The sequence below is a fragment of the Streptomyces sp. SYP-A7185 genome, assembly GCF_046103685.1.
Lineage (GTDB): Bacteria > Actinomycetota > Actinomycetes > Streptomycetales > Streptomycetaceae > Streptomyces.
On the sequence record NZ_CP122310.1, the window covers coordinates 8,793,153 to 8,812,926 of the forward strand.

A 19,774-nucleotide genomic window follows, 5' to 3' on the forward strand; every position below is an offset into this window, starting at 1 on the left:
AAGAGAGTGTCAAGGGGTGCGGACTGGATGGCGTAACCGCAGGTACGAGCGGAGTCGTTGCCCGGATGAGGGCATGGCGACGGGCCCGGCGGCGGCCCCGCACCGTCTGCCGCCGGGGCGGGCGGCAGACGGCGATCAGGGGTGGACGCCCGGCGTCAGTGCGGCGCTTGGGCCTGGGCGGCGGGGCTCTCGGCCGCGCTCTCGGCGGTGGCGCCCGGAGGGGACGTCTTCATGCGGACCGCCTCCGTGCCGCTGTCGTTGTGCCGCATCGCCCAGTTCTCCAGCGTCGTACGGCAGGCGTGGTCCAGGTGGCGCACGACGGTGAGGTCCAGCTCTATGGGCCGGTCCTTGGGCAGGGCCTCCAGCGTCTCCAGGATGCGGGGCAGACGCAGGAAGGTGGCGTTGCCCGTGAGGGTCACCACCAGCCGGCCCCCGGTCAGTTCCCGCACGTCCACGGTGATGTGGGAGGTCTCCCAGGCGGACTTGACCACCGCGAGGATCAGGCCCAGGACGACACCCTCGAACATGTTGGTCACCACGATGGCGATCGCGGTGGCGGCCAGGACGACGGCCTCGCCCCGGTGGGCGCGGGCGAGCGGGACGATCTCCTTGGCGGGGATCAACTTGCAGCCCGCGTGCACCAGGACGCCGGCGAGCGCCGCCAGCGGGATGATGCCGAGCGCGGTCGGCAGCAGGACGGCGAACAGCAGCAGCCAGGCGCCGTGCAGGACGCGCGAGAGCGGGGTGCGGGCGCCGGCCTCGACGTTGGCCGAACTGCGGACGATGACCGCGGTCATGGGCAGGGCGCCGAGTACGCCGCACACCGTGTTGCCGACGCCCTGGGCGACCAGTTCCTTGTCGTACTGGGTGCGGGGGCCGTCGTGCATGCGGTCGACGGCGGCGGCGCTGAAGAGCGATTCGGCCGAGGCGATCAGGGTGAACGCCAGGACCGTGCCGAGCACGGCCACGCTGCCCAGGGCCGCCAGGTCGCTCAGCCCGGGCGGCTGGACGGCGTCGACCAGGCCGCGCACCGTCACGTTGGCGACGTCCAGGCCCAGTCCCGCGGTCACGGCGGTGGCCAGGGCGACGGCGGCCAGCGGGGCGGGCACCACGCGGGCGGCGGCGGGCAGCTTCGGCCAGAGCATGAGCACTGCGATCGTGCCGAGGCCCACGGCCGCGGCGGTCAGCATGCCGGTGTCGCCGAGCACGTCGGCCAGCAGCCCGGGCAGCCCGGCTATCTTGTCGGTCCCGGAGCGGGGCTGCTCGGCCCCGGCCATGGTGTAGAGCTGGCCGAGGATCAGGACGAGTCCGATGCCCGCCAGCATGCCCTGGACGACGGACACGGAGATGGCGCGGAACCACCGGCCGCAGCGCAGCAGTCCGAGGATGATCTGGAGGGCGCCGGTGAGCAGCACGATCGCGCCGAGCATGCCGAGCCCGAACTCCTGGACCGCTTCGAAGACGAGCACGGTCAGTCCGGCGGCGGGCCCGCTCACCTGTAGGGCGCTGCCCGGCAGCAGGCCGACGACCAGGCCGCCGACGATGCCGGTGACCAGGCCCAGTTCGGCGGGCACGCCGGAGGCGACCGCCACGCCGACGCACAGCGGCAGGGCGACGAGGAAGACGACGAGCGAGGCGAGGAAGTCCTTGCGCAGGACGCCTGGTTCACGCAGGGGACGGAAGGAAGGGCGGAGGGAGGAGAGGAAGGAGGACATGAGGGTGGGGGGTCCTGTCGTGGGAGCGGGCCGGGCGGTGGGGCGTGGCGGCTCTCACAGCGGACCGAACGCGGGCCGGTCGACGACCGAGGGGTGCTGGGCGGCGACCGCTCCGGTGTGCACCTCGTAGTACCAGGCGTGCAGGGTCAGTGAGCCGTCCGCGACGCGCTCTTTCACGCAGGGGTACGCGCGCAGCCTCTCGACCTGCGCGAGTACGTGGGTTTGTACGGCTTCGGCGACGTCCGCGGAGGCCGGGACGAGGGACCGCAGGGGGGCGTCCGGAGCCACGGAGTGCTCCAGCCAGTCGCGTACGGCCGGTACGGCGGAGAGGTCTTCGCCCCGCACCAGGGCGCCGACGGCTCCGCAGTGCGAGTGGCCGCAGACGACGATGTCGCGGACTCCCAGCACGCACACCGCGTACTCGATGGTGGCCGCCTCGCTCATGGGGCGGGTGTCATGGCCGGTGTCGCCGGGGGCGGGGTAGGGCGGTACGACGTTGCCGGCCGTGCGGAGTTCGAAGAGTTCGCCGGGGCGTGCGCCGGTGATCAGGGCCGGTACGACCCGTGAGTCGGAGCAGGTGACGAACAGGGCTTCGGGCGATTGCCCGGTGCCGAGGGCCTGGAAGGCCGCGGCGTTCTGAGGGGCCGCGACGTGGGTCGTGGCGAAGGAACGGGCGTTGTCGATCAGGGACTTCATGCTGGCCTGCCTCCTGCGTCGCTGCGGCTTGGCCGGGACGCGGTGTGGTCGGGTCGATGGTGACAGTGGGGCGGCGCGGGCCGTTGCGGAACAGCGGACTCCGTGTCGCCCCGGACACAGCCTGTACGGGAGCTGTGACTCTCACTTTGCCATTGCATTAACCTCTGATGACAGAGCAAAAATCTGCCAAAGAATGAGTAATAAACGCCCCTGAGCTGGGAGTTGGTCGAACCCTCAACCGTTGGGCAAGGGTTCACGTGGAGATCATGTGGAGCCCACGAGCTGATTCCGTTCCCAAAACCTTGCAGTCGCGACCCCCGGGAACTCAACGCCCCCACGAGCCGTACCGCTACGGTTCGCCGGTGACCGATTCCAAGCCGCCCCTCCTCTTTCTCGACGTGGATGGCCCCCTCATCCCCTTCGGCGCGACGCGGGAGCAACTCCCGGAGGGGTATCCGGTGTACGAGAACGGACGAGGGCGCCGGCAGCCGGGCGGCAATCCGCTGATCCCTCGTATCGACCCGGCGCACGGCCCCCGGCTGCTGGCGCTGGCGTGTGACGTGGTGTGGGCCACGACGTGGATGGCTGACGCGAACGAGTGTGTCGCGCCGTGGCTCGGGATGCCCGAACTGCCCGTGCTGCCGTGGCCGGAGCCGTGCGAGGAGGTCGACGGCGACATGCGGCGCGGGCTCCACTGGAAGACGCGGCCCCTTGTCCGGTGGGCCGCGGGGCGCGCGTTCGCCTGGGTCGACGACGAGATCGGCGACGCCGACCGGGCCTGGGTGGACGCGCACCACCTGGGCCCGGCCCTGCTGCGGCGCGTCGATCCTGTGCGAGGGCTGACGGACGCCGACTTCGCCGCCCTCGGCGCGTGGACGCGGCTCCACTCGCGCGGTGGTTGAAGCAGGTCTTTCCGTGGCCGGTCCGGCTTCTCAGGGGTGGAGTGCCGGGAGCAGCACCTCCTGGCACCACTGGCGGAAGGCGGTCGGGGCCGTGTCCGGTGTGCTGGGGGCCGCGGTGCCGTAGAAGCCCTGCTCGTCGATGGCGTCCGTCATGTCGGCGAGGCCCTGTGCCGAGGCCTCGCTCGCCCCGTGGTCCAGCATCGCCGCCTTGTAGTCCGCGCTGCTGGTCCGATGCACGCGCACCGGGCGGCCGAGGACCTCGGAGATGACCCGGGCCATGCCCTCGGGCGTCAACTCGTCAGGGCCGACCAGCGGGACGTCCGCCTGGCCCGTCCAGGAGTCGTCGAGGAGCAGCCGGGCCGCCGTGGCGGCGACGTCGCCGGTGGTGCAGGTCCGCAGGACGCGGTCCTGCGTCAGCGCCAGGTAGAACGCCCCCGTCTCACGGATCGCGGCGGCCTGGCCCAGCAGATTCTCCATCAGGAACGGCGGGCACAGCGCCCGGTAGTGCACCCCCGTGGCCGCGATCGCCTCGTCCATGGCGAGCGAGGCCGAGATGGGCCCGGCGTTCCGCGCCACCGAGCGGCCCAGACTCGAAACGGCGACGACCCGCCGGACGCCCTGATCGCCGAGCACCTCGCACAGCGGCTCGGTGAAGGCGCGGAAGTGCCCCTCGACGCTATCGGCGGACGGCGTCGGCGGCACCAGCCAGAACACGCGGTCCGCTCCCGCGCACGCCTCCTTCAGGAGCACGGGATCGGCATGCGAACCCCGCACGACGTCCACCTCCGCACGGGAGCGCACCCGCTCCGGCAGGCGGGCCGGGTCGCGGGCGATCACCCGGATCCCCTCCGCGGCGGCACGGGGCGATTCGAGCAGGAGATCGAGGAGCGGGCGGCCGATCTGGCCGGTGGGGGTGGTGACGACGATCATGGATGACTCTCCAGACGAGTGCTTCAGCAGATACCGTCGAGCCTGCTGCGCATCGCGCCCGAACTGAAGGATCCATCGGCTCAGGCTTGTTACCCTCAGGGCAATACCAACGGACGAGGGAGGCCGGGCATGGCGGAGGCGCCCTTGGAATCCCGCCCGCTGCGGTACTTCCTCGCCGTCGCCGAGGAACTCAACTTCGCCCGCGCCGCCGAGCGGCTGGGCATCTCCCCGCCCCCGCTGTCCCGCGCGATCCGCGGCCTGGAGACAGAGCTGGGGGTCACCCTCTTCGAGCGGACCACCCACAGCGTGGCACTGACCCCGGCCGGGACGGTGCTCCTGGCGGAGGCGAGGATCGCCCTGGACGCTCTGCGCGCCGCGGGACGACGGGCCCAGCGCGCTGCCGCCACCGAACCGAAGCTGGTCCTTGCGGTGAAGGCCGACGGGGACGCGGGACTCCTGGAGCCGATCCTGGCGCGCTTCGCCAAGGAGCCGGCCGCCCTGCCGGTGGCCGTCCGGCTGTGCGGCTGGCAGGAGCAGCCGCGGCTGCTGCGCCTGGGCGAGGCCGACGCGGCCCTGGTCCACGAGCCGTTCGACCGCACCGGCCTGGACGCCGAGCCGCTCATCGCCGAACCGCGCGTGGCCGCCCTTGCCGCTGCCCACCCGCTCGCCGCCGGCGACCGGCTCTCCCTCGCCGACCTCGGCCTGCGCCCGGGAGACGTCCACCAGTACGTCGACGGCATCCGCACCGAGAGCCGCGATCTGGCCCAACTGCTCACGCACGTCGGCCTGGGCGGTCCGATCCCGCTCCTGCCGGCCTCCGTGGCCGCCCGCTATCCCCGCCCGGGCGTGGTCTACCGGCCGGTCCCGGACGCACCGCCCGTGATGCTGGCCATCGCCTGGCCGCAGCAGTCTCGCTCCACGGCCACGGCGGCCTTGGTCCGCGCCGCGACCTCCGTGGCCGAGGTGGCGCGTGACGGCCGGGCGGAGCCCTAGGGGCGGCCGATGCGGCGCAGACGCCGTGCCGCTGCCGGTGTGCGTGTGAGAGTGGGGGCATGAGCATTGACGTGCGTCCGGCCGCCGTCTTCGAGGATGTGCGGGCCGTGGTCGGCCCGAAGTCCCCTGCGGCCAATGTCTGCTGGTGTCTCAGTTACCGCATCCCGTCCAAGCTCAACAACGAGCTGCGCGGGCCGGACCGCGGTGCGTACGTCGCCGAGCTGTGCCGTGCCGACCCCGCCCCCGGGGTGCTCGCCTACGACGGCGACGAGCCGGTGGGCTGGGCCGCCGTGGCGCCGCGCGCGGCCACCGGCTTCGCCCGCAACCGCAAGATCCCCCACGTCGACGAGCTGCCGGTCTGGTCCCTGTGGTGCATCCGCGTGCGCCCCGGCCATCGCAAGCAGGGGATCTCGCACGCCCTCATCGCCGGTGCGGTGGAGTTCGCCCGCGCGCAGGGCGCGCCCGCGGTCGAGGCGTACCCGCTGGACAACGGCGGCGCCAAGGTCGATCTGACCATGGCGTACGCCGGTATCCGCAAGAACTTCGAACGGGCCGGGTTCACCCACGCCGCCGACACGACCTCCGTCCTGGCCGGTCATCCCCGGGTCCTGATGCGACGCGACCTGCGCTGAGCCGTCGCTTCCCGGTCAGCGCGCGGAGTCCGCCGCGTCGGCGTCCCCGTCGATGAGATGCACCGCGGCCTCCTCGGCGGAGGCCGCTCCGCCGTCGATGCCCATGTCCTCGCCGATCATGTCCTGTGCGGCGTCCTGCTCCGGGTCCTCGCTCGCGCCCTCGTCCGGGGCGTACAGGCGTCCGGCCCGGGCGTCCCCGACCTCCGCTTCGTCGATCGGCTCGCCGTCGGTGTCGGTGGTGTCCCCGATGCCGTCGTCGTCCTCGGCCGGATCGGGCACTTGGAGCGCGGGATCGGGCCGCTCCTCGGACAGGCGCTCGTCCAGGCTCTCGCCCTCCTGCTGCTCCTGGGCGGTGGTGCCGGTGTGGCCCACGCCGAGAGGCCGTTCGGGAGGCGACCAGCCCTCGTCGTACGGATCCGCCCCCCGGTCGTTGAGCGTGTCCTCGGGATCGAGGATGCCCTCGTCCTCGCGGACGTCCTCCGTGTCGGGCTGGTAGACCTCGTCGCCCATGACGTCGTCGTCTCCCACGGTGCTCGTCCTCCTTCATGCGCGACTCGCGACTTACGGCTGATGCTGATGCTGCTGTCCTGCCGTGTATCCACCCTGATCCAGAACACACGTTCCGGCATGCGGGGGAGGGGGAGCGGCGCCCGGTGAGGCAGGTCACCGCGTGCGGGGCGGCAGCCATTCGAGGAGCAACAGCGTCGCGTCGTCGCGCAGTTGGTTGTCCTGCCGGTCCAGGATGGAGTGGATGAGCTGGCGCAGGGCCTCGGGCGCCGGTTCACCCGCGGCGGTCGCCCGGATGATGCTGTCCGTGAAGCGTTCGAGGCCGAACTCCGAGCCGCCCCCGGTCCGCAGCTCGGTGACGCCGTCGGTGTACATCAGCACCCGGTCACCCGGTTGGAGCCGCTCCTCGTGGACCTCCCAGACCACGTCGGCCAGCAGGGCCGGGGTCCCCATCGGCGGCTGGGCCGGCCGCTCCAGCGCGCGGTCGAGCACCCGGTGGTCCCGGATCAGGAGGGGCGGCGGATGGCCGCAGTTGCACCAGCGCAGCACGCCGTCGGCCAGGTCGAGCTTGGCGAGGATCCCCGTGCAGAACTGTTCGGGCAGCCACCCGGCCAGCGCGTGCTGGACGGTCTCGACGAGCTCGGGCAGCTCGGCCTCGGCGCGGCGGGCGTTGCGGCAGCCCGCCATGGCCACGGCGGTCGTCAGACCCGATGCGAGGTTGTGGCCCATGGCGTCCAGGATCGCCACGTGCAGGGTCGAGGGGGTCAGCGAGTGGTCGAAGGCGTCACCGCCGATCTCGTACGCCGGTTCCAGGACGGCGGTGGAGACCACCCGCGAGTTGCCGATCGTCCGGGGCGGCAGGAAGGCCCGGAGCATCTCGGCGGGCAGCTGCATCGGCTCGGACCGCGTCCGGCGGGCGAAGCTGTCGCTCGACGCCCGCTTCGAGGTGATCGTCATGGCCAGGACGGAGGCCAGCATGCGGCAGCGGCGCAGCAGCGCGACGTCGATGACCGACGCCGTGGCACCGATCACGCCGAGCCGCTCGGCGCCGTCGATCAGCGGCAGCCAGGCGACGATCCTGCCGTGCGGCAGTTCCTCCACGCGCAGTGCGTGCGCCCGGTAGGCCGAACCGGCGACGGAGGAGTCCACGCCCAGGGAGGGCGGCCCTTCGTCCAGCGGCACCAGGTACCGCTGCTGGAGATCCACGAGGTACACGTCGACGCGGTCGAGTCCGACGGCGTCGGCGAAGTGCTGGGTCAGGGCGGGAAGCTCCATGGGCGCCGCCGTGTGTGCCGAAGCCAGCAGCTGCTCGAACAGCTGTTCTCCGGGGTCGGGCTGCCGGGGACCCTGTGTCCCGGGCTCGGGATGGCTCGGCATCTGTGATCACCGCCTCATGAGCAGTCTCACATCGGGCCCCGGATCCCGCCCGGCTTCCGGGCAGCCGGGGCGCGGGTTCGCCGCAGACCCGCGTGTTTCCGGCCCACGCGGGCTCGCGGCGGCTTCCCGAAGGGGCCGTCTCACCGGTCGACCCCGGTCCGCGGCGGCCCGCACGTGCAGCGTAAGGTCGCGGACCGGCCGCCTGCGGCCTCTGAACCATTACCGTCACCCGAGCAAGGAGCCGCTGGTCATGCCAGCCCATGACGCCGCTGAGGCGCCGATCTACGAAACCCTCGTCCAGGAGCACGGCGACGTCCTCGCGACAGCCCGCAAGGCCGCCGAGGAGACCCAGCAGAGAGCCGAGGCCGTGCTGGACTTCCGGGGGCCGGTCACGGCCGTGCCCGAGGCGCAGTCCGCCGAACCCGCCGCGTAGGCGCCGCCCGCCGGCTCCGGCCCTCACATGCCCCGCCGCCCTTTGTGGGCGACGCTGGAAGCACGCGTACGCCGTCGCGGACCGACGGCCGGAGGTGCTGCATGGATCCCGTCGAGGCGCTGGAGCGGATCGCCTTCCTGCTGGAGCGCGGCCGTGCCCCCACCTACCGGGTGCGGGCCTTTCGGACCGCGGCCGAGGTGGTGGGCGGTCTTGCCGAGGGCGAGGCCGCGCGACGCGTCGCCGACGGATCCCTGGAGGCGCTCAAGGGCATCGGGCCCAAGACCGCCGGGGTGGTCCGCGAGGCCCTGGTCGGCGACGTGCCGGGGTACCTGGAGCGGCTCGAAGGTGAGGCGCGGACCCCGCTGGCCGAGGGCGGCACCCGGCTGCGGGCGCTGCTGCGCGGCGACTGCCATCTGCACTCCGACTGGTCGGACGGCGGCAGCTCCATCGAGGAGATGGGGCGCGCGGCCCGCGCGCTCGGCCATGAGTGGGCCGTGCTCACCGACCACTCGCCGCGGCTGACCATCGCGCGCGGTCTGTCACCCGAGCGGCTGCGCGAGCAGCTCGCGGTGGTGGCCGACCTGAACGAGCGCTGGGCGCCCTTCCGGCTGCTCACCGGCATCGAGTGCGACATCCTCGACGACGGCTCGCTGGACCAGGAGCCCGAGCTGCTCGACCGGCTCGACGTGGTGGTCGTCTCCGTGCACTCCAAGCTGCGCATGGACGCCGCCGCGATGACCCGGCGCATGGTGACCGCCGTCAGCGATCCGCGGGCCGACGTGCTCGGCCACTGCACCGGCCGCCTGGTCACCGGGCGCGGCAGGCCCGAGTCGCAGTTCGACGCGGACGAGGTGTTCGCCGCGTGCGCGGCGGCGGGGACCGCGGTGGAGATCAACAGCCGGCCGGAGCGGCTCGACCCGCCGCGCCGGCTGCTGCGCCGGGCCGTGGCCGCCGGAGTGCTGTTCTCCGTGGACACCGACGCGCACGCCCCCGGTCAGCTGGACTGGCAGGTGATCGGGTGCGCGCGGGCCGAGGAGTGCGGGGTGCCCGACGAGCGCGTGGTGACGGCGTGGACGGCGGAGAAACTGCTGGCGTGGACCAAGGACAAGCGGGCCGTGACCTGAAACGCCGTGATCTGAGACCCCGCAAGCCCGCGGAGGCCTTCCTCACGCCGGGTCAGAGGCCGGCCGCCAGGACCCGGTCGGGGGTCAGGGGCAGTTCGCGCAGCCGCAGGCCCGTCGCGTGGTGCACCGCGTTGCCGATGGCCGCGGCCGTTCCGACGATGCCGATCTCCCCGATCCCCTTGCTGCCCATGGGGTTGAGGTGCGGGTCGTCCTCGTCGATCCAGTGCGCCTCGATGGCGGGTACGTCGGCGTGGGCCGGTACGTGATAGGCGGCCAGGTCGGCCTCCGTGAAGTCGCCGAAGGCCGCGTCCATGGTGCTGCCCTCGGTCAGGGCCATCCCCAGGCCCATCGTCATCGCCCCGATGAACTGCGAACGCGCCGTACGGGAGTTGAGGATGTGCCCGGCCGCGTAGACCCCCAGGAGCCGGCGCACCCGGACCTCGCCGGACACCGTGTCGACGCCGACCTCGGCGAAGTGCGCGCCGAAGGAGTGGCGGGCGTGGTCGCTGTCCGCGTCGGCCTTTCCCGCCGTGTCGGCGTTGGCACCGACGCCCTCCGGGGGCAGTTGCTGGCCCTGCTGTCCCGCCAGGCGCGAGGCAAGACGCGTACAGGCCTCGTGGACGGCCCAGCCCCAGGAGGCGGTCCCGGAGGAGCCGCCCGCCAGCGGCGCGGACGGAAGGTCGCTGCTGCCGATGTCGGTGCGTACGCGGTCCAGCGGGACGCCCAGCGCGTCGGCGGCGACCTGGGCGAGCACGGTACGGGCGCCCGTGCCGATGTCGGTGGCGTTGACGCGGACCACGAAGCTGCCGTCGGGGTAGGCGTGGGCGCCGGCCTGCGACGGCGCGACGAGCGCCGGATAGGTGGCCGCGGCGACGCCGCTGCCGAGCAGGACGGGACCCTCGGCGCGCGAGCGGGGGCGCGGGTCGCGCTCGGACCAGCCGAAGCGGCGGGCTCCCTCGCGCAGGCATTCGGCCAGGTGGCGGCTGCTGAAGGGCTTGGAGCTGTCGGGCTCGTGCCGGGTGTCGTTGCGCAGCCGGAGCTCGACGGGGTCGATGCCCAGCGTCACGGCGAGTTCGTCCATCGCCGACTCCAGCGCGTACATGCCCGGTGCCTCGCCCGGGGCGCGCATCCAGGAGGGGCTCGGCACGTCGAGCGGCACCACGCGCTGGGTGGTGCGGGCGTGCGGTGAGGGATACATGACGCGGGTGGGGGCGGTGGCCGTCTCGACGAACTCCTTGACGTGCGAGGTGTGGGCGGTCACCTCGTGGATCACGGACGTCAGCCTGCCGTCGCGCTCCGCCCCCAGGCGCACCCGGTGCACGGTCGGGGAGCGGTGGCCGACCACGGCCGGCAACTGGCGCCGGGGCAGGACGAGTTTGACGGGCCGCTGGGTCACACGGGCGGCCATGGCGGCCAGCACCACGTGCGGACGCGGGGTGCCCTTGGAGCCGAAGCCGCCGCCGACGTGTTCGGAGACGACGGTGACCTGCTCCTTGGACAGGGCGAACAGTCCCGCGAGGACATCGCGCACGGTGGTGGCGCCCTGGCTGCTGTCGTACGCGGTCAGGTGCCCGTCGTGCCAGTGGGCGGTGGCCGCGTGCGGCTCCATGGGGTGGTTGTGCAGCGGCGGCACCCGGTAGGCGACGTCGACGCGGGAGGGCGCGGCGGCGAACGCGCCCTCCGCGTCGCCGCGCACGTGCTCGCCGGAGGAGCCGTCCTCGTCCTGCGGGACGTAGGCCGCGGGGTGATCGGCCTTCAGGGTGACGTCATGGGGTTCTTCGGCGTAGGTGACCCGGAGGGCCGCGGCGCCTTCACGGGCCGCCTCCAGGCTGTCGGCGACGACCAGGGCGACGTACCAGCCCCGATGGGGCACGCGCGCGTCCTGCAGGACGGCAAGGGTCGCGTCGTCCGGCTTCTCCAGGCGCGGGGCGTTCAGGTGGGTGAGGACCTCGACGACACCGGGCAGCTCCCGGGCCGCCGTGTCGTCGACGGCGCTGACCGTGCCGCGGGCCACCGTGGCGGGCACCGGCCAGGCGTAGGCGCATCCCTCGGGGGTGTGCTCGGCGGCGTAGCGGGCGGCCCCCGTCACCTTCTGGGGGCCCTCCCTGCGCTCGGCGGGCGCCCCGAGGGCGCTGGCGGTGTCCGGCATGGGGTTCTCCCTGGAAGCGGAGGACAGGCGGGGGCAGGGGTCAGGACGCGGGCGGTGCCGCCGCGAGGCGCCCGAGGACGTCCCGCGCGAGATTGCGGGCGAGGCGCACCTTGAACGCGTTGTCCCGCAGCGGTTCGGCCGCCGCGAGCTCGGCGTCCAGGGCCCGCAGGAAGGCCTCGTCGCCGGGCGCCTGGCCCACCAGCGCCTCCTCGGCGCGCCGAGCGCGCCAGGGCCGGTGGGCCAGACCGCCGAACGCGATCCGCACCTGGCGTACGACGGTGTCCTCGACGTCCAGGACGACCGCCACCGAGGCGAGCGCGAAGGCGTAGGAGGCGCGGTCGCGGGCCTTGCGGTAGGCCGAGGGCACTCCCGCCGTCCCGGGCGGGAGCAGCACGCCCGTGATCAGCTCGCCGGGGGTGATCTCGGTGTCCTGGTCGGGACGGTCGCCGGGCAGCCGGTGGAACTCCGCGACGGGCAGGGTGCGCCGGCCCCGTACGCCGTGCAGCTCCACCTGGGCGTCGAGCGCGGCGAGGGCGACCGCCATGTCGGAGGGGTGGGTGGCGATGCACTGCGGGGAGTGGCCCAGGACCGCGTGGTCGCGGTGGACGCCGTCGCGGGCGCCGCAGCCGGTGCCGGGCTCACGCTTGTTGCACGGCTTGCTCAGGTCCTGGAAGTAGGGGCAGCGGGTGCGCTGGAGCAGGTTGCCCCCGGTCGTGGCCACGTTGCGCAGCTGTCCCGAGGCCCCGGCGAGCAGGGCCTGGGAGAGGACGGGGTAGCGGTCGCGCACCAGCGGGTGGGCGGCCAGGTCGCTGTTGCGCACGGTGCCGCCGGCCCGGACCGACCCGTCGGGCAGTTCCTCCACGGTGTCCAGGGGCAGCCGGCTGACGTCGATGAGCGTGCCGGGGCGTTCCACGCCCAGCTTCATCAGGTCGACGAGGTTGGTGCCGCCGGCCAGATAGCGGGAGCCGGGGCGGCCCGCGTGGGCGGCGGCCGCTTCTTCGACGCTGTAGGCGCGCACGTAGCGGAAGGGTTTCACCGGGTCACGTCCTCGACGGCCTCGACGATGTGCGGATAGGCGCCGCAGCGGCACAGGTTGCCGCTGAGCCGCTCGCGGATCTCGTCGCGGGTCAGCTCCACGGGGGCTCCGGTGTTCGCGTCCGGGTCCGTCACGTGCGAGGCGTGGCCCGCCGCGGCTTCCGCCAGGGCGCCGACGGTCGAACAGATCTGGCCCGGGGTGCAGTAGCCGCACTGGAAGGCGTCGCGTTCCAGGAACGCGCGCTGGACGGGATGCAGGCCCTGGCCGTCGTCGGCGTGCAGTCCCTCGACGGTGGTGATCTCGCACCCCTCGTGGGCGACGGCGAGGAGCAGGCAGCTGTTGGCGCGGCGACCGTCGACCAGGACGGTGCAGGCACCGCACTGGCCGTGGTCGCAGCCCTTCTTGGCGCCGGTGAGGCCCAGCTGTTCGCGCAGGACGTCCAGCAGCGTCGAGCGGTGGTCGACGGTGGGGCGGCAGGGCGTGCCGTTCACCGTCAGGGGCACTGTTGAGCGGAACACATCGGTCCCCATGGCGCTCTGCTCCCTCGTCGAAGCGGGTCTGCGGTGTGACCGCGTATCCAGCCTGAGTCAGGACACACGTTCCGGCATGCCGGGCGCGTGCAGGCGAGGGGCTCTGGGCGGGCGAGGCGGCCGGGCGGGGCCGCCGTCCGGTGGGGGACGGCTGCCCCGCCGTGGCGTGCGCGGACGGTCAGGTCACGGCTTGCGGGCCAGGCCACCGTGTTCGCCGATGGGCTCCGGGGTGGGGGAGCCGGGCTCGGGACGCCAGAAGGGGACCGAGACGACGCCGGGGTCCAGGAGTTCCAGGCCGTCGAAGAACGCTTCGATCTTGTCGACGGGCCGCAGGAAGTAGGGGACCGCGCCGGTTTCGTTGTAGGCGTCCTGGGCCTGCTCGTAGGCGGTGTCGGTGCCCCGCGAACCGTCGTTGACGGAGAGGTAGCTGCCCGAGGGCAGGCCCTCCATCAGACGGGTGACGATGGAGCGCGCCTGGTCGTAGTCGGCGACGTGGCCCAGGATGTTGCTGAGGATCAGGGCGGTGGGCCGGGAGAGGTCGAGCGTGTCGGCCGCTGCCGCCAGGATGCGGTCGGGGTCGGTGAGATCGGCGTCGACGTACGCGGTGGAGCCCTCGGCCGTGGAGGTGAGCAGGGCGCGGGCGTGCGCGAGGACCATCGGGTCGTGGTCGACGTACACGATCCGGGTCGTCGGATCGAGGCGCTGGGCCACCTCGTGGGTGTTGTCGACGGTCGGCAGACCGGTGCCGATGTCGAGGAACTGCCCGATGCCCGCCTCGGAGACCAGATGGGTGATGTTGCGGCGCAGGAAGGCGCGGCTGCTGCGGGCGACGGTGACGATGCCGGGGAAGACGGCGCTGTAGGCGTCGCCCGCCTGCTCGTCGACGGGGTAGTTGTCCTTCCCGCCCAGCCAGTAGTTCCAGATACGGGCCGAGTGCGGCACCGAGGTGTCGATCTTCTGATGCGCCGTGGATTCCGGCGTCGTGGCGTGGTCGGTCATGGGTAGCGTCCGTCTTTCCACCGAGGCGTGAACCGTTCAACGCACAACCTATGTCCCAACGGTCCGGACGCGTACACCAGTTCACGTCCTCGGCGCGTTCGTGGGTCCGAGGCCGTGCGGGACATGGTGTCGGGGCTATGGCGGCAGCCCGTGGGCTCCGCGAGGATGACCCCCTTCGCGCGAGGGGTCCGCCGGGTCCCGCGGGGCGTGTGCGGCCGGGAGGAAGGGCATCGCGATGGGATCACACGCGGCGGCGAGGCGGCGCAGGCCGCTCGTGTTCGCGGCACTCGGCGCCGGCCTGGTCGCCGCCCTGCTGTCCGTCCCGAGTGCCGGGGGAGCGCCGAAGTCCGCCGATGCCTGCGGCAGCGTGGGAAGCGAGCTGCCGCGCGGTGACTGCGGGCCGTTCTGGCAGGTCGTCGCCGAGGACTTCAACGGCGACCGGGTGCCGCTGGGCGCGTTCAGCGACTGCGATCATCACGCCGACACGTCGGCCGCGTACTGCGGCGGCCTCACGGGTTCCTACCGCGACAACTGGTGGGCCTACCCGACCGGTTGGCGCGACACGTCCAACGACCGGGATCGCGACGTCGTCGGTGTCTACCACCCGGAGGACACCGTGAGCGTGGGCCCTGCGGAGAACGGCGACGGCCGGATGCGCATCCGGATGTGGCGGCCCGCCGACGGAGGCCCCGTCCACGCCGCCGCGGTCGTACCGCGTGCGGTCATGCAGATGAAGTACGGCAAGTACAGCGCCCGCATCAAGGTGACCAAACCGGCCCCCGGCTACAAGTCGGCCTGGCTGCACTACGGCGGCGGCTGCGAGATGGACCACCCCGAGGGCAACTGGTCCGGCTCCCTCACCGCCTTCCACCATCCGTGCGGCGGCGGCGAACAGGGCACGTTCGAAGGCGCCGACGCCTGGACCGAGTGGCACACGGTGTCGACCGAGTGGACCCCGGGCCGGGTGCGCTTCTTCGTGGACGGACGGGAGACCGGACAGGACACCCGGGGTGTGCCCGACCGGCCGCTGTCCTGGGTGATGCAGAACGAGAGCGCGCTGGAGGGCCCGGGGGCCGCGCCGGGCAGCAGTGCGCAGATGGAGATCACCTGGGTCGCCGCGTACGCGTACGACTGGAAGTAGGGCCGCATACGCCGTCGGGGCGGGGGCAGCAGGCTCATGTGAGTGCTGAGCGTGATGTTTCAGCGGGAGCAGTTCGGCAAACCGTACCAATATGGTTGAAATCGGCTACACCATGATGACCGAGCAAGCGGGCCCCCGGGCCCTGGTCGACGACCTGGTCGCGGCGGAGCGGGCCGGGTTCGACTTCTCCGTCACCTCCGACCACTACTTCCCCTGGCTCGACTCGCAGGGGCACGCTCCCTACGCGTGGAGCGTGCTGGGCGCGGCGGCCCAGGCGACCTCGCGGATCCCGCTCATGACGTACGTGACCTGCCCGACGGTCCGCTACCACCCCGCCGTGGTGGCACAGAAGGCCGCGACGATGCAGCTGCTGTCCGAGGGGCGCTTCCGGCTCGGCCTCGGCTCGGGCGAGAACCTCAACGAGCACGTGGTCGGCGAGGGCTGGCCTTCCCCGCAGGTCCGCCTCGACATGCTGGAGGAGGCGGTGGAGATCATCCGCGCGCTGTTCACCGGCGACAACGTCAACCACCAGGGCACCCACTTCGACGTGGCCAACGCCCGCCTGTGGGATGTGCCCGACGAGCTGCCGCCCATTGGAGTGGCGGTTTCCGGCGGCCGCTCGTGCGCGCTCGCCGGGCGCCTGGCCGACCTGGTCATCGCGACCGAGCCCAAGGCCGACCTGCTGGAGTCCTTCGACCGGCACGGCGGCAGCGGCAAGCCGCGCGTGGGGCAGCTGCCCGTCTGCTACGACACCGACAAGGACGCGGCCGTCGCCCGCGCGCACGACCAGTTCCGCTGGTCGGTCGGCGGCTGGCCCGTCAACTCCGAACTGCCCGGACCCTCGGGCTTCGCGGGCGCCACCCAGTACGTCACGCGGCAGGACATCGCGGAGCAGATCCCGTGCGGCGACGACGTCGACGCCTTCGTGGACGCCGTGCGCCCCTACGTCGAGGCGGGCTTCACCGAAGTCGCCCTCGTCCAGGTGGGCGGCGACCACCAGCGTCCGTTCATCGACTGGGCGGAGAAGGAGCTGCTGCCCGCGCTGCGCGAACTCTGAGCGCGTCAGCGCGTCAGCGCGCCCATGCGTTCGACACGTCGGTACATCGGCACGCCGTCCGTCGTCACCCCGGGTGGCGCGAGCGGCGTGGCGGTCCCGGATGCCGGCCGCCTTTCCCGTTACCCGCTCTCACATCGGGTACCCGTGATCACACATCAGGCCCCGCCAACCCTCTGGAGCACAGCGTGAACGACACACCCGGCCCGGCTTCCCCCACCGCGCGGTCCGACTCCCCGGACCTGGTGCAGGTGGTCCTCGGCGAGTGCTCCGCGGCCGACGCGGACGCCGTCTTCGGGGTGCTGCGGACCCACTTCCCCTCCGACCGCGGCGAGGACGCGCCCCACCGCACGGAGCAGTCCCGCCCGGCCGTCTGGACCGGGGAATTCATCGCCGCCAAGAGCACGGGCCCCGTCCCGGGCGTACTCCTCGCGGGCCCGGTCACCGCCGACCTGCAAGGCGGTCCGGTGGCCGTGGACCGGCTGCGGGCCACGCTCGAATCGGCCTTCGTCGCCTCGACCAAGGGCACTGTCTCCGGCGACCAGGAGGTGCAGCTCCAGCTGCGCCTGACGGGCGCCGAACACGGCGAGCCGCCGCTTCCGGGCCACTGAGCGCCTGCCCGGCGTCGGCACGCGGCTCTCCCGCGCCCCCGGGGCAGTCGCCGATGCTGCGCGTCTTCGAACACATCGGCCGCCAGGTCCAGGCGCTGGGAGCACCGGGGCCGGACCGGTTCACGGCCGCGTCCGCGCCGACGCCCGTGCCCACCACACGCGCCGGCCGGACACGAGCCGCGCCGACTTGTCGGCGCGAGACCAGTACCAGCACCGGGGCCGGCGCGGACCGGCGCCGGCCCTGACCGGCCCGCTCAGCTGCCGGCGTCCGACGGGCCGAACCACACCGTCGTGGCGTTGCAGAACTCACGGATGCCGTGGCCCGCGAGCTCGCGTCCGTACCCCGAGCGCTTGATGCCGCCGAAGGGCAGCCCGGGGTGCGAGGCCGTCATGCCGTTGAAGAAGACGCCGCCCGCCTGGAGGTCCCGTACGCAGCGCTCGATGTCGCCGTCGTCGCGGGTCCACACGTTCGAGCTGAGCCCGAACGGCGAGTCGTTGGCCAGCGACACCGCCTCGTCCAGGTCCGCCACGCGGTAGAGCGTGGCCACCGGGCCGAACGCCTCCTCCCGGTGGATGCGCATCTGCTCGGTCACGTCGGCGAGCACGGTGGGGGCGTAATACCAGCCCCGCTCCTGCTCCTTGGGGCGCTGTCCGCCGCACAGCGCGGTGGCGCCGCGGGCGAGCGCGTCCTCGACGAGCTCCTCCAGATCGCTGCGGCCCTGCTCGGTGGAGAGCGGACCCACGTCGGTCTCCTCGCTCGCCGGGTCACCGACGGTCAACTCCCGCATGCCCGCGACGAACCGGTCGCGGAAGGCGTCGTACACCTCCGCGTGCACGATGAAGCGCTTGGCGGCGATGCAGGACTGCCCGTTGTTCTGCACCCGGGCGGTCACCGCCGTCGCGGCGGCCCGCTCGACGTCGGCGCTCGGCAGCACGAGGTAGGGATCGCTGCCGCCCAGCTCCAGGACGGTCTTCTTGATCTCGTCGCCCGCGGTGGACGCCACCGAGCGGCCGGCGGGCTCGCTGCCGGTCAGCGTCGCCGCGGCCACCCGCTCGTCGCGCAGGACGGCCTCGACGGCGCCCGAGCCGATCAGGAGCGTCTGGAAGCAGCCCTCGGGAAATCCGGCACGGCGGAAGAGGTCTTCGAGGTAGAGGGCGGTCTGCGGCACGTTCGACGCGTGCTTCAGCAGCCCGACGTTGCCGGCCATCAGCGCGGGCGCGGCGAACCGGACGACCTGCCACAGCGGGAAGTTCCACGGCATCACGGCGAGCACCACGCCCAGCGGGCGGTAGCGGACGATCGCCCGGCTCGCGCCGGAGTCCTCCACGTCGGCCTGCGCGGGATGTTCGTCGGCGAGCAGTCCCTCGGCCCGCTCGGCGTACCAGCGCATGGCCTTGACGCACTTGGCCGCCTCGGCCCTGGCCGCCTTGACGGGCTTGCCCATCTCGGTGGTCATGGTCCGGGCGATGGACGCGTTGTCCTCCTCCAGCAGGTCGGCGGCCCGGTTCAAGAGCCGGGCCCGCTCGGCGAAGGTGCTGGTGCGGTACTGGCCGAACGCGGTGTGGGCCGTCGCCACACGGCGCTCGACCTCCGCGTCCGTCAGCGGCTCGAAGGTTTCGAGCGTCTCGCCGGTGGCGGGATTGACCGTGGCGATGGGCATGCCGTTCCTCCTCGGGACGCGTGGCGCGAGTGTGAAGCGCCCTCATGGGACGCCTCCCGGGAACTCGCGCGCGGCTGGGGCTCCTGCGGTGGGTGGGGCGTCTGGTGACCTGCCGCCGACCGAACCGGAAGAAAGCGAGCGGTACGGCGCCGACCGCCACGCCGACGGCGAGCGTCGGCGAAGGTTCCGCTCGCGGCGAGGAGCATGTACGGCCTCCGGTCGGGCCCGGAGCCGGCGGCTCGCGGGCGTGGGCGGCCCCGGGATTCACCCTAGAGCGACACGCTCGGGGGAGCATGCGCAGGACCTGACGGACCTGGCGGGTGCCCGGACCTGCCCGGCGCACACATCCGCGGGCCGAGGACCTTCCGGAGGCCGTGCTCCGCTCAGAGGATCTCCAGCGGCTCCTTGCGGACCGGCGCGGGGAACGCCGCGTCCAGCGCCTTGAGGTCCTCGTCGGTGAGGCGCAGTTCCAGGGCGCCGTGGTTCTCCTCCACGTGCGCCGCGGAGGAGGCCTTGGGGATGGCGATGACGTCGTCGTGCCGCAGCACCCAGGCCAGCGCCACCTGAAGCGGCGTGCTCCCGTGCGCCGACGCCACCGCCTCCAGGGCCTGCCGGCCCAGGAGGCGCCCCTGCTCCAGCGGCGAGTAGGCCATCAGAGGCATCGAGCGTGCGCGGGCCCAGGGGAACAGGTCGAACTCGGGGCCGCGGCGCGTGAGGTTGTAGAGCACCTGGTCCGTCTGCGGCAGCGCGCCCTGGGGGAGGTCCGCCAGGTCGTCGACGTCGAGATTGCTCACCCCCCAGGCGCCGATGCTGCCGCGGCTCACCAGTCCTTCGAGGGCCTCGACGGTCTCGGCGAGCGGCACCCCGCCCCGCCAGTGCAGCAGGTACAGGTCGATCCGGTCGGTGCCCAGGCGGCGCAGGCTCGCGTGGCAGGCGTCGACCGTGCCCCGGGCGTCGGCGTTCGACGGCAGCACCTTGCTCACCAGGAACACCTCCTCACGCCGCCCGCGGATCGCCTCGCCCACCAGCTCCTCCGATGCGCCGCTCCCGTACATCTCGGCCGTGTCGATCAGCGTCATGCCCAGGTCGAGGCCCCTGCGCAGCGCGGCCAGCTCCTCGGCGCGGCGCGCGGGGTCGTCGCCCATGCGCCAGGTGCCCTGGCCCAGGGCGGGCACGCTCACGCCGGAGGGGAACGTCACGGTCTTGGCCGCTGCCATCGGGGGATCCCTTCTCGATTCCTGCTGTGCTTGCCGTTCGCGCTCTTCGCGCTCTTCTTGCTGCTCT

19 protein-coding genes are annotated in these 19,774 nt (G+C 73.0%); 8 read left to right on the forward strand and 11 right to left on the reverse strand.

Features of this window, described 5'->3' with window-relative positions:
* Positions 1 to 155: 155 nt before the first annotated feature.
* Together QBL25_RS38605 and QBL25_RS38610 are read right to left on the reverse strand one after the other, a co-directional pair.
* Complete coding sequence (locus QBL25_RS38605) at positions 156 to 1,715, reverse strand: SulP family inorganic anion transporter (RefSeq protein WP_409061612.1); 1,560 nt, start codon at positions 1,713 to 1,715, stop codon at positions 156 to 158.
* Between the two features lie 54 nt (positions 1,716 to 1,769).
* Positions 1,770 to 2,411 carry a carbonic anhydrase gene (locus QBL25_RS38610; protein ID WP_409061613.1) on the reverse strand — a complete coding sequence of 214 codons (642 nt, stop codon included), beginning with the start codon at positions 2,409 to 2,411 and terminating at the stop codon, positions 1,770 to 1,772.
* Between the two features lie 362 nt (positions 2,412 to 2,773).
* Between QBL25_RS38610 and QBL25_RS38615 the strand changes: the two genes are divergently transcribed.
* Positions 2,774 to 3,313, forward strand: coding sequence for an HAD domain-containing protein (locus QBL25_RS38615; protein ID WP_409061614.1), 540 nt, complete (start codon positions 2,774 to 2,776; stop codon positions 3,311 to 3,313).
* A 30-nt stretch (positions 3,314 to 3,343) separates the two neighbouring features.
* Here QBL25_RS38615 and QBL25_RS38620 read toward each other — a convergent pair whose 3' ends face one another.
* Positions 3,344 to 4,243 (reverse strand): NAD(P)H-binding protein, encoded by a 900-nt coding sequence (locus QBL25_RS38620; RefSeq protein WP_409061615.1) that lies wholly within the window; start codon positions 4,241 to 4,243, stop codon positions 3,344 to 3,346.
* Between the two features lie 144 nt (positions 4,244 to 4,387).
* Here QBL25_RS38620 and QBL25_RS38625 point away from each other — a divergent pair, with 144 nt between their 5' ends.
* Both QBL25_RS38625 and QBL25_RS38630 read left to right on the forward strand, forming a co-directional pair.
* Complete coding sequence (locus QBL25_RS38625; RefSeq protein ID WP_409062932.1) at positions 4,388 to 5,236, forward strand: LysR family transcriptional regulator; 849 nt, start codon at positions 4,388 to 4,390, stop codon at positions 5,234 to 5,236.
* Between the two features lie 59 nt (positions 5,237 to 5,295).
* On the forward strand, positions 5,296 to 5,868 hold the full coding sequence (locus QBL25_RS38630; protein ID WP_409061616.1) for a GNAT family N-acetyltransferase: 573 nt from the start codon (positions 5,296 to 5,298) through the stop codon (positions 5,866 to 5,868).
* Between the two features lie 15 nt (positions 5,869 to 5,883).
* Here QBL25_RS38630 and QBL25_RS38635 read toward each other — a convergent pair whose 3' ends face one another.
* A complete protein-coding gene (locus tag QBL25_RS38635) occupies positions 5,884 to 6,378 on the reverse strand; it encodes a DUF5709 domain-containing protein (protein WP_409062933.1) in 495 nt (164 codons plus the stop codon).
* A gap of 153 nt (positions 6,379 to 6,531) precedes the next feature.
* The gene (locus QBL25_RS38640; RefSeq protein ID WP_409061617.1) at positions 6,532 to 7,752 is read right to left on the reverse strand and encodes a PP2C family protein-serine/threonine phosphatase; all 1,221 of its coding nucleotides are present in this window, start codon (positions 7,750 to 7,752) and stop codon (positions 6,532 to 6,534) included.
* Between the two features lie 250 nt (positions 7,753 to 8,002).
* Between QBL25_RS38640 and QBL25_RS38645 the strand changes: the two genes are divergently transcribed.
* Together QBL25_RS38645 and QBL25_RS38650 are read left to right on the forward strand one after the other, a co-directional pair.
* On the forward strand, positions 8,003 to 8,185 hold the full coding sequence (locus tag QBL25_RS38645) for a hypothetical protein (RefSeq protein ID WP_409061618.1): 183 nt from the start codon (positions 8,003 to 8,005) through the stop codon (positions 8,183 to 8,185).
* Positions 8,186 to 8,286: 101 nt separating this feature from the next.
* The gene (locus QBL25_RS38650; protein ID WP_409061619.1) at positions 8,287 to 9,309 is read left to right on the forward strand and encodes a PHP domain-containing protein; all 1,023 of its coding nucleotides are present in this window, start codon (positions 8,287 to 8,289) and stop codon (positions 9,307 to 9,309) included.
* A 52-nt stretch (positions 9,310 to 9,361) separates the two neighbouring features.
* On the opposite strand, the gene QBL25_RS38655 is transcribed toward QBL25_RS38650, so the two are convergent.
* The 4 genes from QBL25_RS38655 to QBL25_RS38670 all read right to left on the reverse strand — a co-directional run bounded on the left by QBL25_RS38655 (position 9,362) and on the right by QBL25_RS38670 (position 14,023).
* Entirely contained in the window at positions 9,362 to 11,458 is a 2,097-nt protein-coding gene (locus QBL25_RS38655) for a xanthine dehydrogenase family protein molybdopterin-binding subunit (protein WP_409061620.1), read from the reverse strand.
* A gap of 40 nt (positions 11,459 to 11,498) precedes the next feature.
* The gene (locus QBL25_RS38660) at positions 11,499 to 12,494 is read right to left on the reverse strand and encodes an FAD binding domain-containing protein (RefSeq protein WP_409061621.1); all 996 of its coding nucleotides are present in this window, start codon (positions 12,492 to 12,494) and stop codon (positions 11,499 to 11,501) included.
* Complete coding sequence (locus QBL25_RS38665) at positions 12,491 to 13,024, reverse strand: 2Fe-2S iron-sulfur cluster-binding protein (RefSeq protein WP_409061622.1); 534 nt, start codon at positions 13,022 to 13,024, stop codon at positions 12,491 to 12,493. Before QBL25_RS38665 ends, QBL25_RS38660 begins: the two co-directional genes overlap by 4 nt.
* 183 nt (positions 13,025 to 13,207) lie before the next feature.
* Positions 13,208 to 14,023 (reverse strand): SAM-dependent methyltransferase, encoded by an 816-nt coding sequence (locus QBL25_RS38670; protein ID WP_409061623.1) that lies wholly within the window; start codon positions 14,021 to 14,023, stop codon positions 13,208 to 13,210.
* Positions 14,024 to 14,258: 235 nt separating this feature from the next.
* Between QBL25_RS38670 and QBL25_RS38675 the strand changes: the two genes are divergently transcribed.
* The 3 genes from QBL25_RS38675 (at position 14,259) to QBL25_RS38685 (ending at position 16,829) form a co-directional block, all read left to right on the forward strand.
* Positions 14,259 to 15,164: a glycoside hydrolase family 16 protein gene (locus QBL25_RS38675; RefSeq protein WP_409061624.1), complete on the forward strand. Its 906-nt coding sequence runs from the start codon at positions 14,259 to 14,261 to the stop codon at positions 15,162 to 15,164.
* 91 nt (positions 15,165 to 15,255) lie between these two features.
* On the forward strand, positions 15,256 to 16,221 hold the full coding sequence (locus tag QBL25_RS38680) for an LLM class F420-dependent oxidoreductase (protein ID WP_409061625.1): 966 nt from the start codon (positions 15,256 to 15,258) through the stop codon (positions 16,219 to 16,221).
* A 185-nt stretch (positions 16,222 to 16,406) separates the two neighbouring features.
* Positions 16,407 to 16,829, forward strand: coding sequence for a hypothetical protein (locus QBL25_RS38685; protein WP_409061626.1), 423 nt, complete (start codon positions 16,407 to 16,409; stop codon positions 16,827 to 16,829).
* 254 nt (positions 16,830 to 17,083) lie between these two features.
* On the opposite strand, the gene QBL25_RS38690 is transcribed toward QBL25_RS38685, so the two are convergent.
* Positions 17,084 to 18,490, reverse strand: a complete 1,407-nt coding sequence (locus tag QBL25_RS38690; RefSeq protein ID WP_409061627.1) for an NADP-dependent succinic semialdehyde dehydrogenase — start codon at positions 18,488 to 18,490, stop codon at positions 17,084 to 17,086.
* Positions 18,491 to 18,873: 383 nt separating this feature from the next.
* Entirely contained in the window at positions 18,874 to 19,707 is an 834-nt protein-coding gene (locus QBL25_RS38695; RefSeq protein WP_409061628.1) for an aldo/keto reductase, read from the reverse strand.
* Positions 19,708 to 19,774 lie beyond the last annotated feature (67 nt).

Excerpts from the sequence above, each read along its gene's own strand:
- QBL25_RS38605 (WP_409061612.1), bottom strand. The coding sequence starts at position 1,715 with ATGTCCTCCTTCCTCTCCTCCCTCCGCCCTTCCTTCCGTCCCCTGCGT.
- QBL25_RS38610 (WP_409061613.1), bottom strand. The coding sequence starts at position 2,411 with ATGAAGTCCCTGATCGACAACGCCCGTTCCTTCGCCACGACCCACGTC.
- QBL25_RS38620 (WP_409061615.1), bottom strand. The coding sequence starts at position 4,243 with ATGATCGTCGTCACCACCCCCACCGGCCAGATCGGCCGCCCGCTCCTC.
- QBL25_RS38630 (WP_409061616.1), top strand. The coding sequence starts at position 5,296 with ATGAGCATTGACGTGCGTCCGGCCGCCGTCTTCGAGGATGTGCGGGCC.
- QBL25_RS38635 (WP_409062933.1), bottom strand. The coding sequence starts at position 6,378 with ATGGGCGACGAGGTCTACCAGCCCGACACGGAGGACGTCCGCGAGGAC.
- QBL25_RS38640 (WP_409061617.1), bottom strand. The coding sequence starts at position 7,752 with ATGCCGAGCCATCCCGAGCCCGGGACACAGGGTCCCCGGCAGCCCGAC.
- QBL25_RS38645 (WP_409061618.1), top strand. The coding sequence starts at position 8,003 with ATGCCAGCCCATGACGCCGCTGAGGCGCCGATCTACGAAACCCTCGTC.
- QBL25_RS38650 (WP_409061619.1), top strand. The coding sequence starts at position 8,287 with ATGGATCCCGTCGAGGCGCTGGAGCGGATCGCCTTCCTGCTGGAGCGC.
- QBL25_RS38655 (WP_409061620.1), bottom strand. The coding sequence starts at position 11,458 with ATGCCGGACACCGCCAGCGCCCTCGGGGCGCCCGCCGAGCGCAGGGAG.
- QBL25_RS38665 (WP_409061622.1), bottom strand. The coding sequence starts at position 13,024 with ATGGGGACCGATGTGTTCCGCTCAACAGTGCCCCTGACGGTGAACGGC.
- QBL25_RS38670 (WP_409061623.1), bottom strand. The coding sequence starts at position 14,023 with ATGACCGACCACGCCACGACGCCGGAATCCACGGCGCATCAGAAGATC.
- QBL25_RS38675 (WP_409061624.1), top strand. The coding sequence starts at position 14,259 with ATGGGATCACACGCGGCGGCGAGGCGGCGCAGGCCGCTCGTGTTCGCG.
- QBL25_RS38680 (WP_409061625.1), top strand. The coding sequence starts at position 15,256 with ATGGTTGAAATCGGCTACACCATGATGACCGAGCAAGCGGGCCCCCGG.
- QBL25_RS38690 (WP_409061627.1), bottom strand. The coding sequence starts at position 18,490 with ATGCCCATCGCCACGGTCAATCCCGCCACCGGCGAGACGCTCGAAACC.
- QBL25_RS38695 (WP_409061628.1), bottom strand. The coding sequence starts at position 19,707 with ATGGCAGCGGCCAAGACCGTGACGTTCCCCTCCGGCGTGAGCGTGCCC.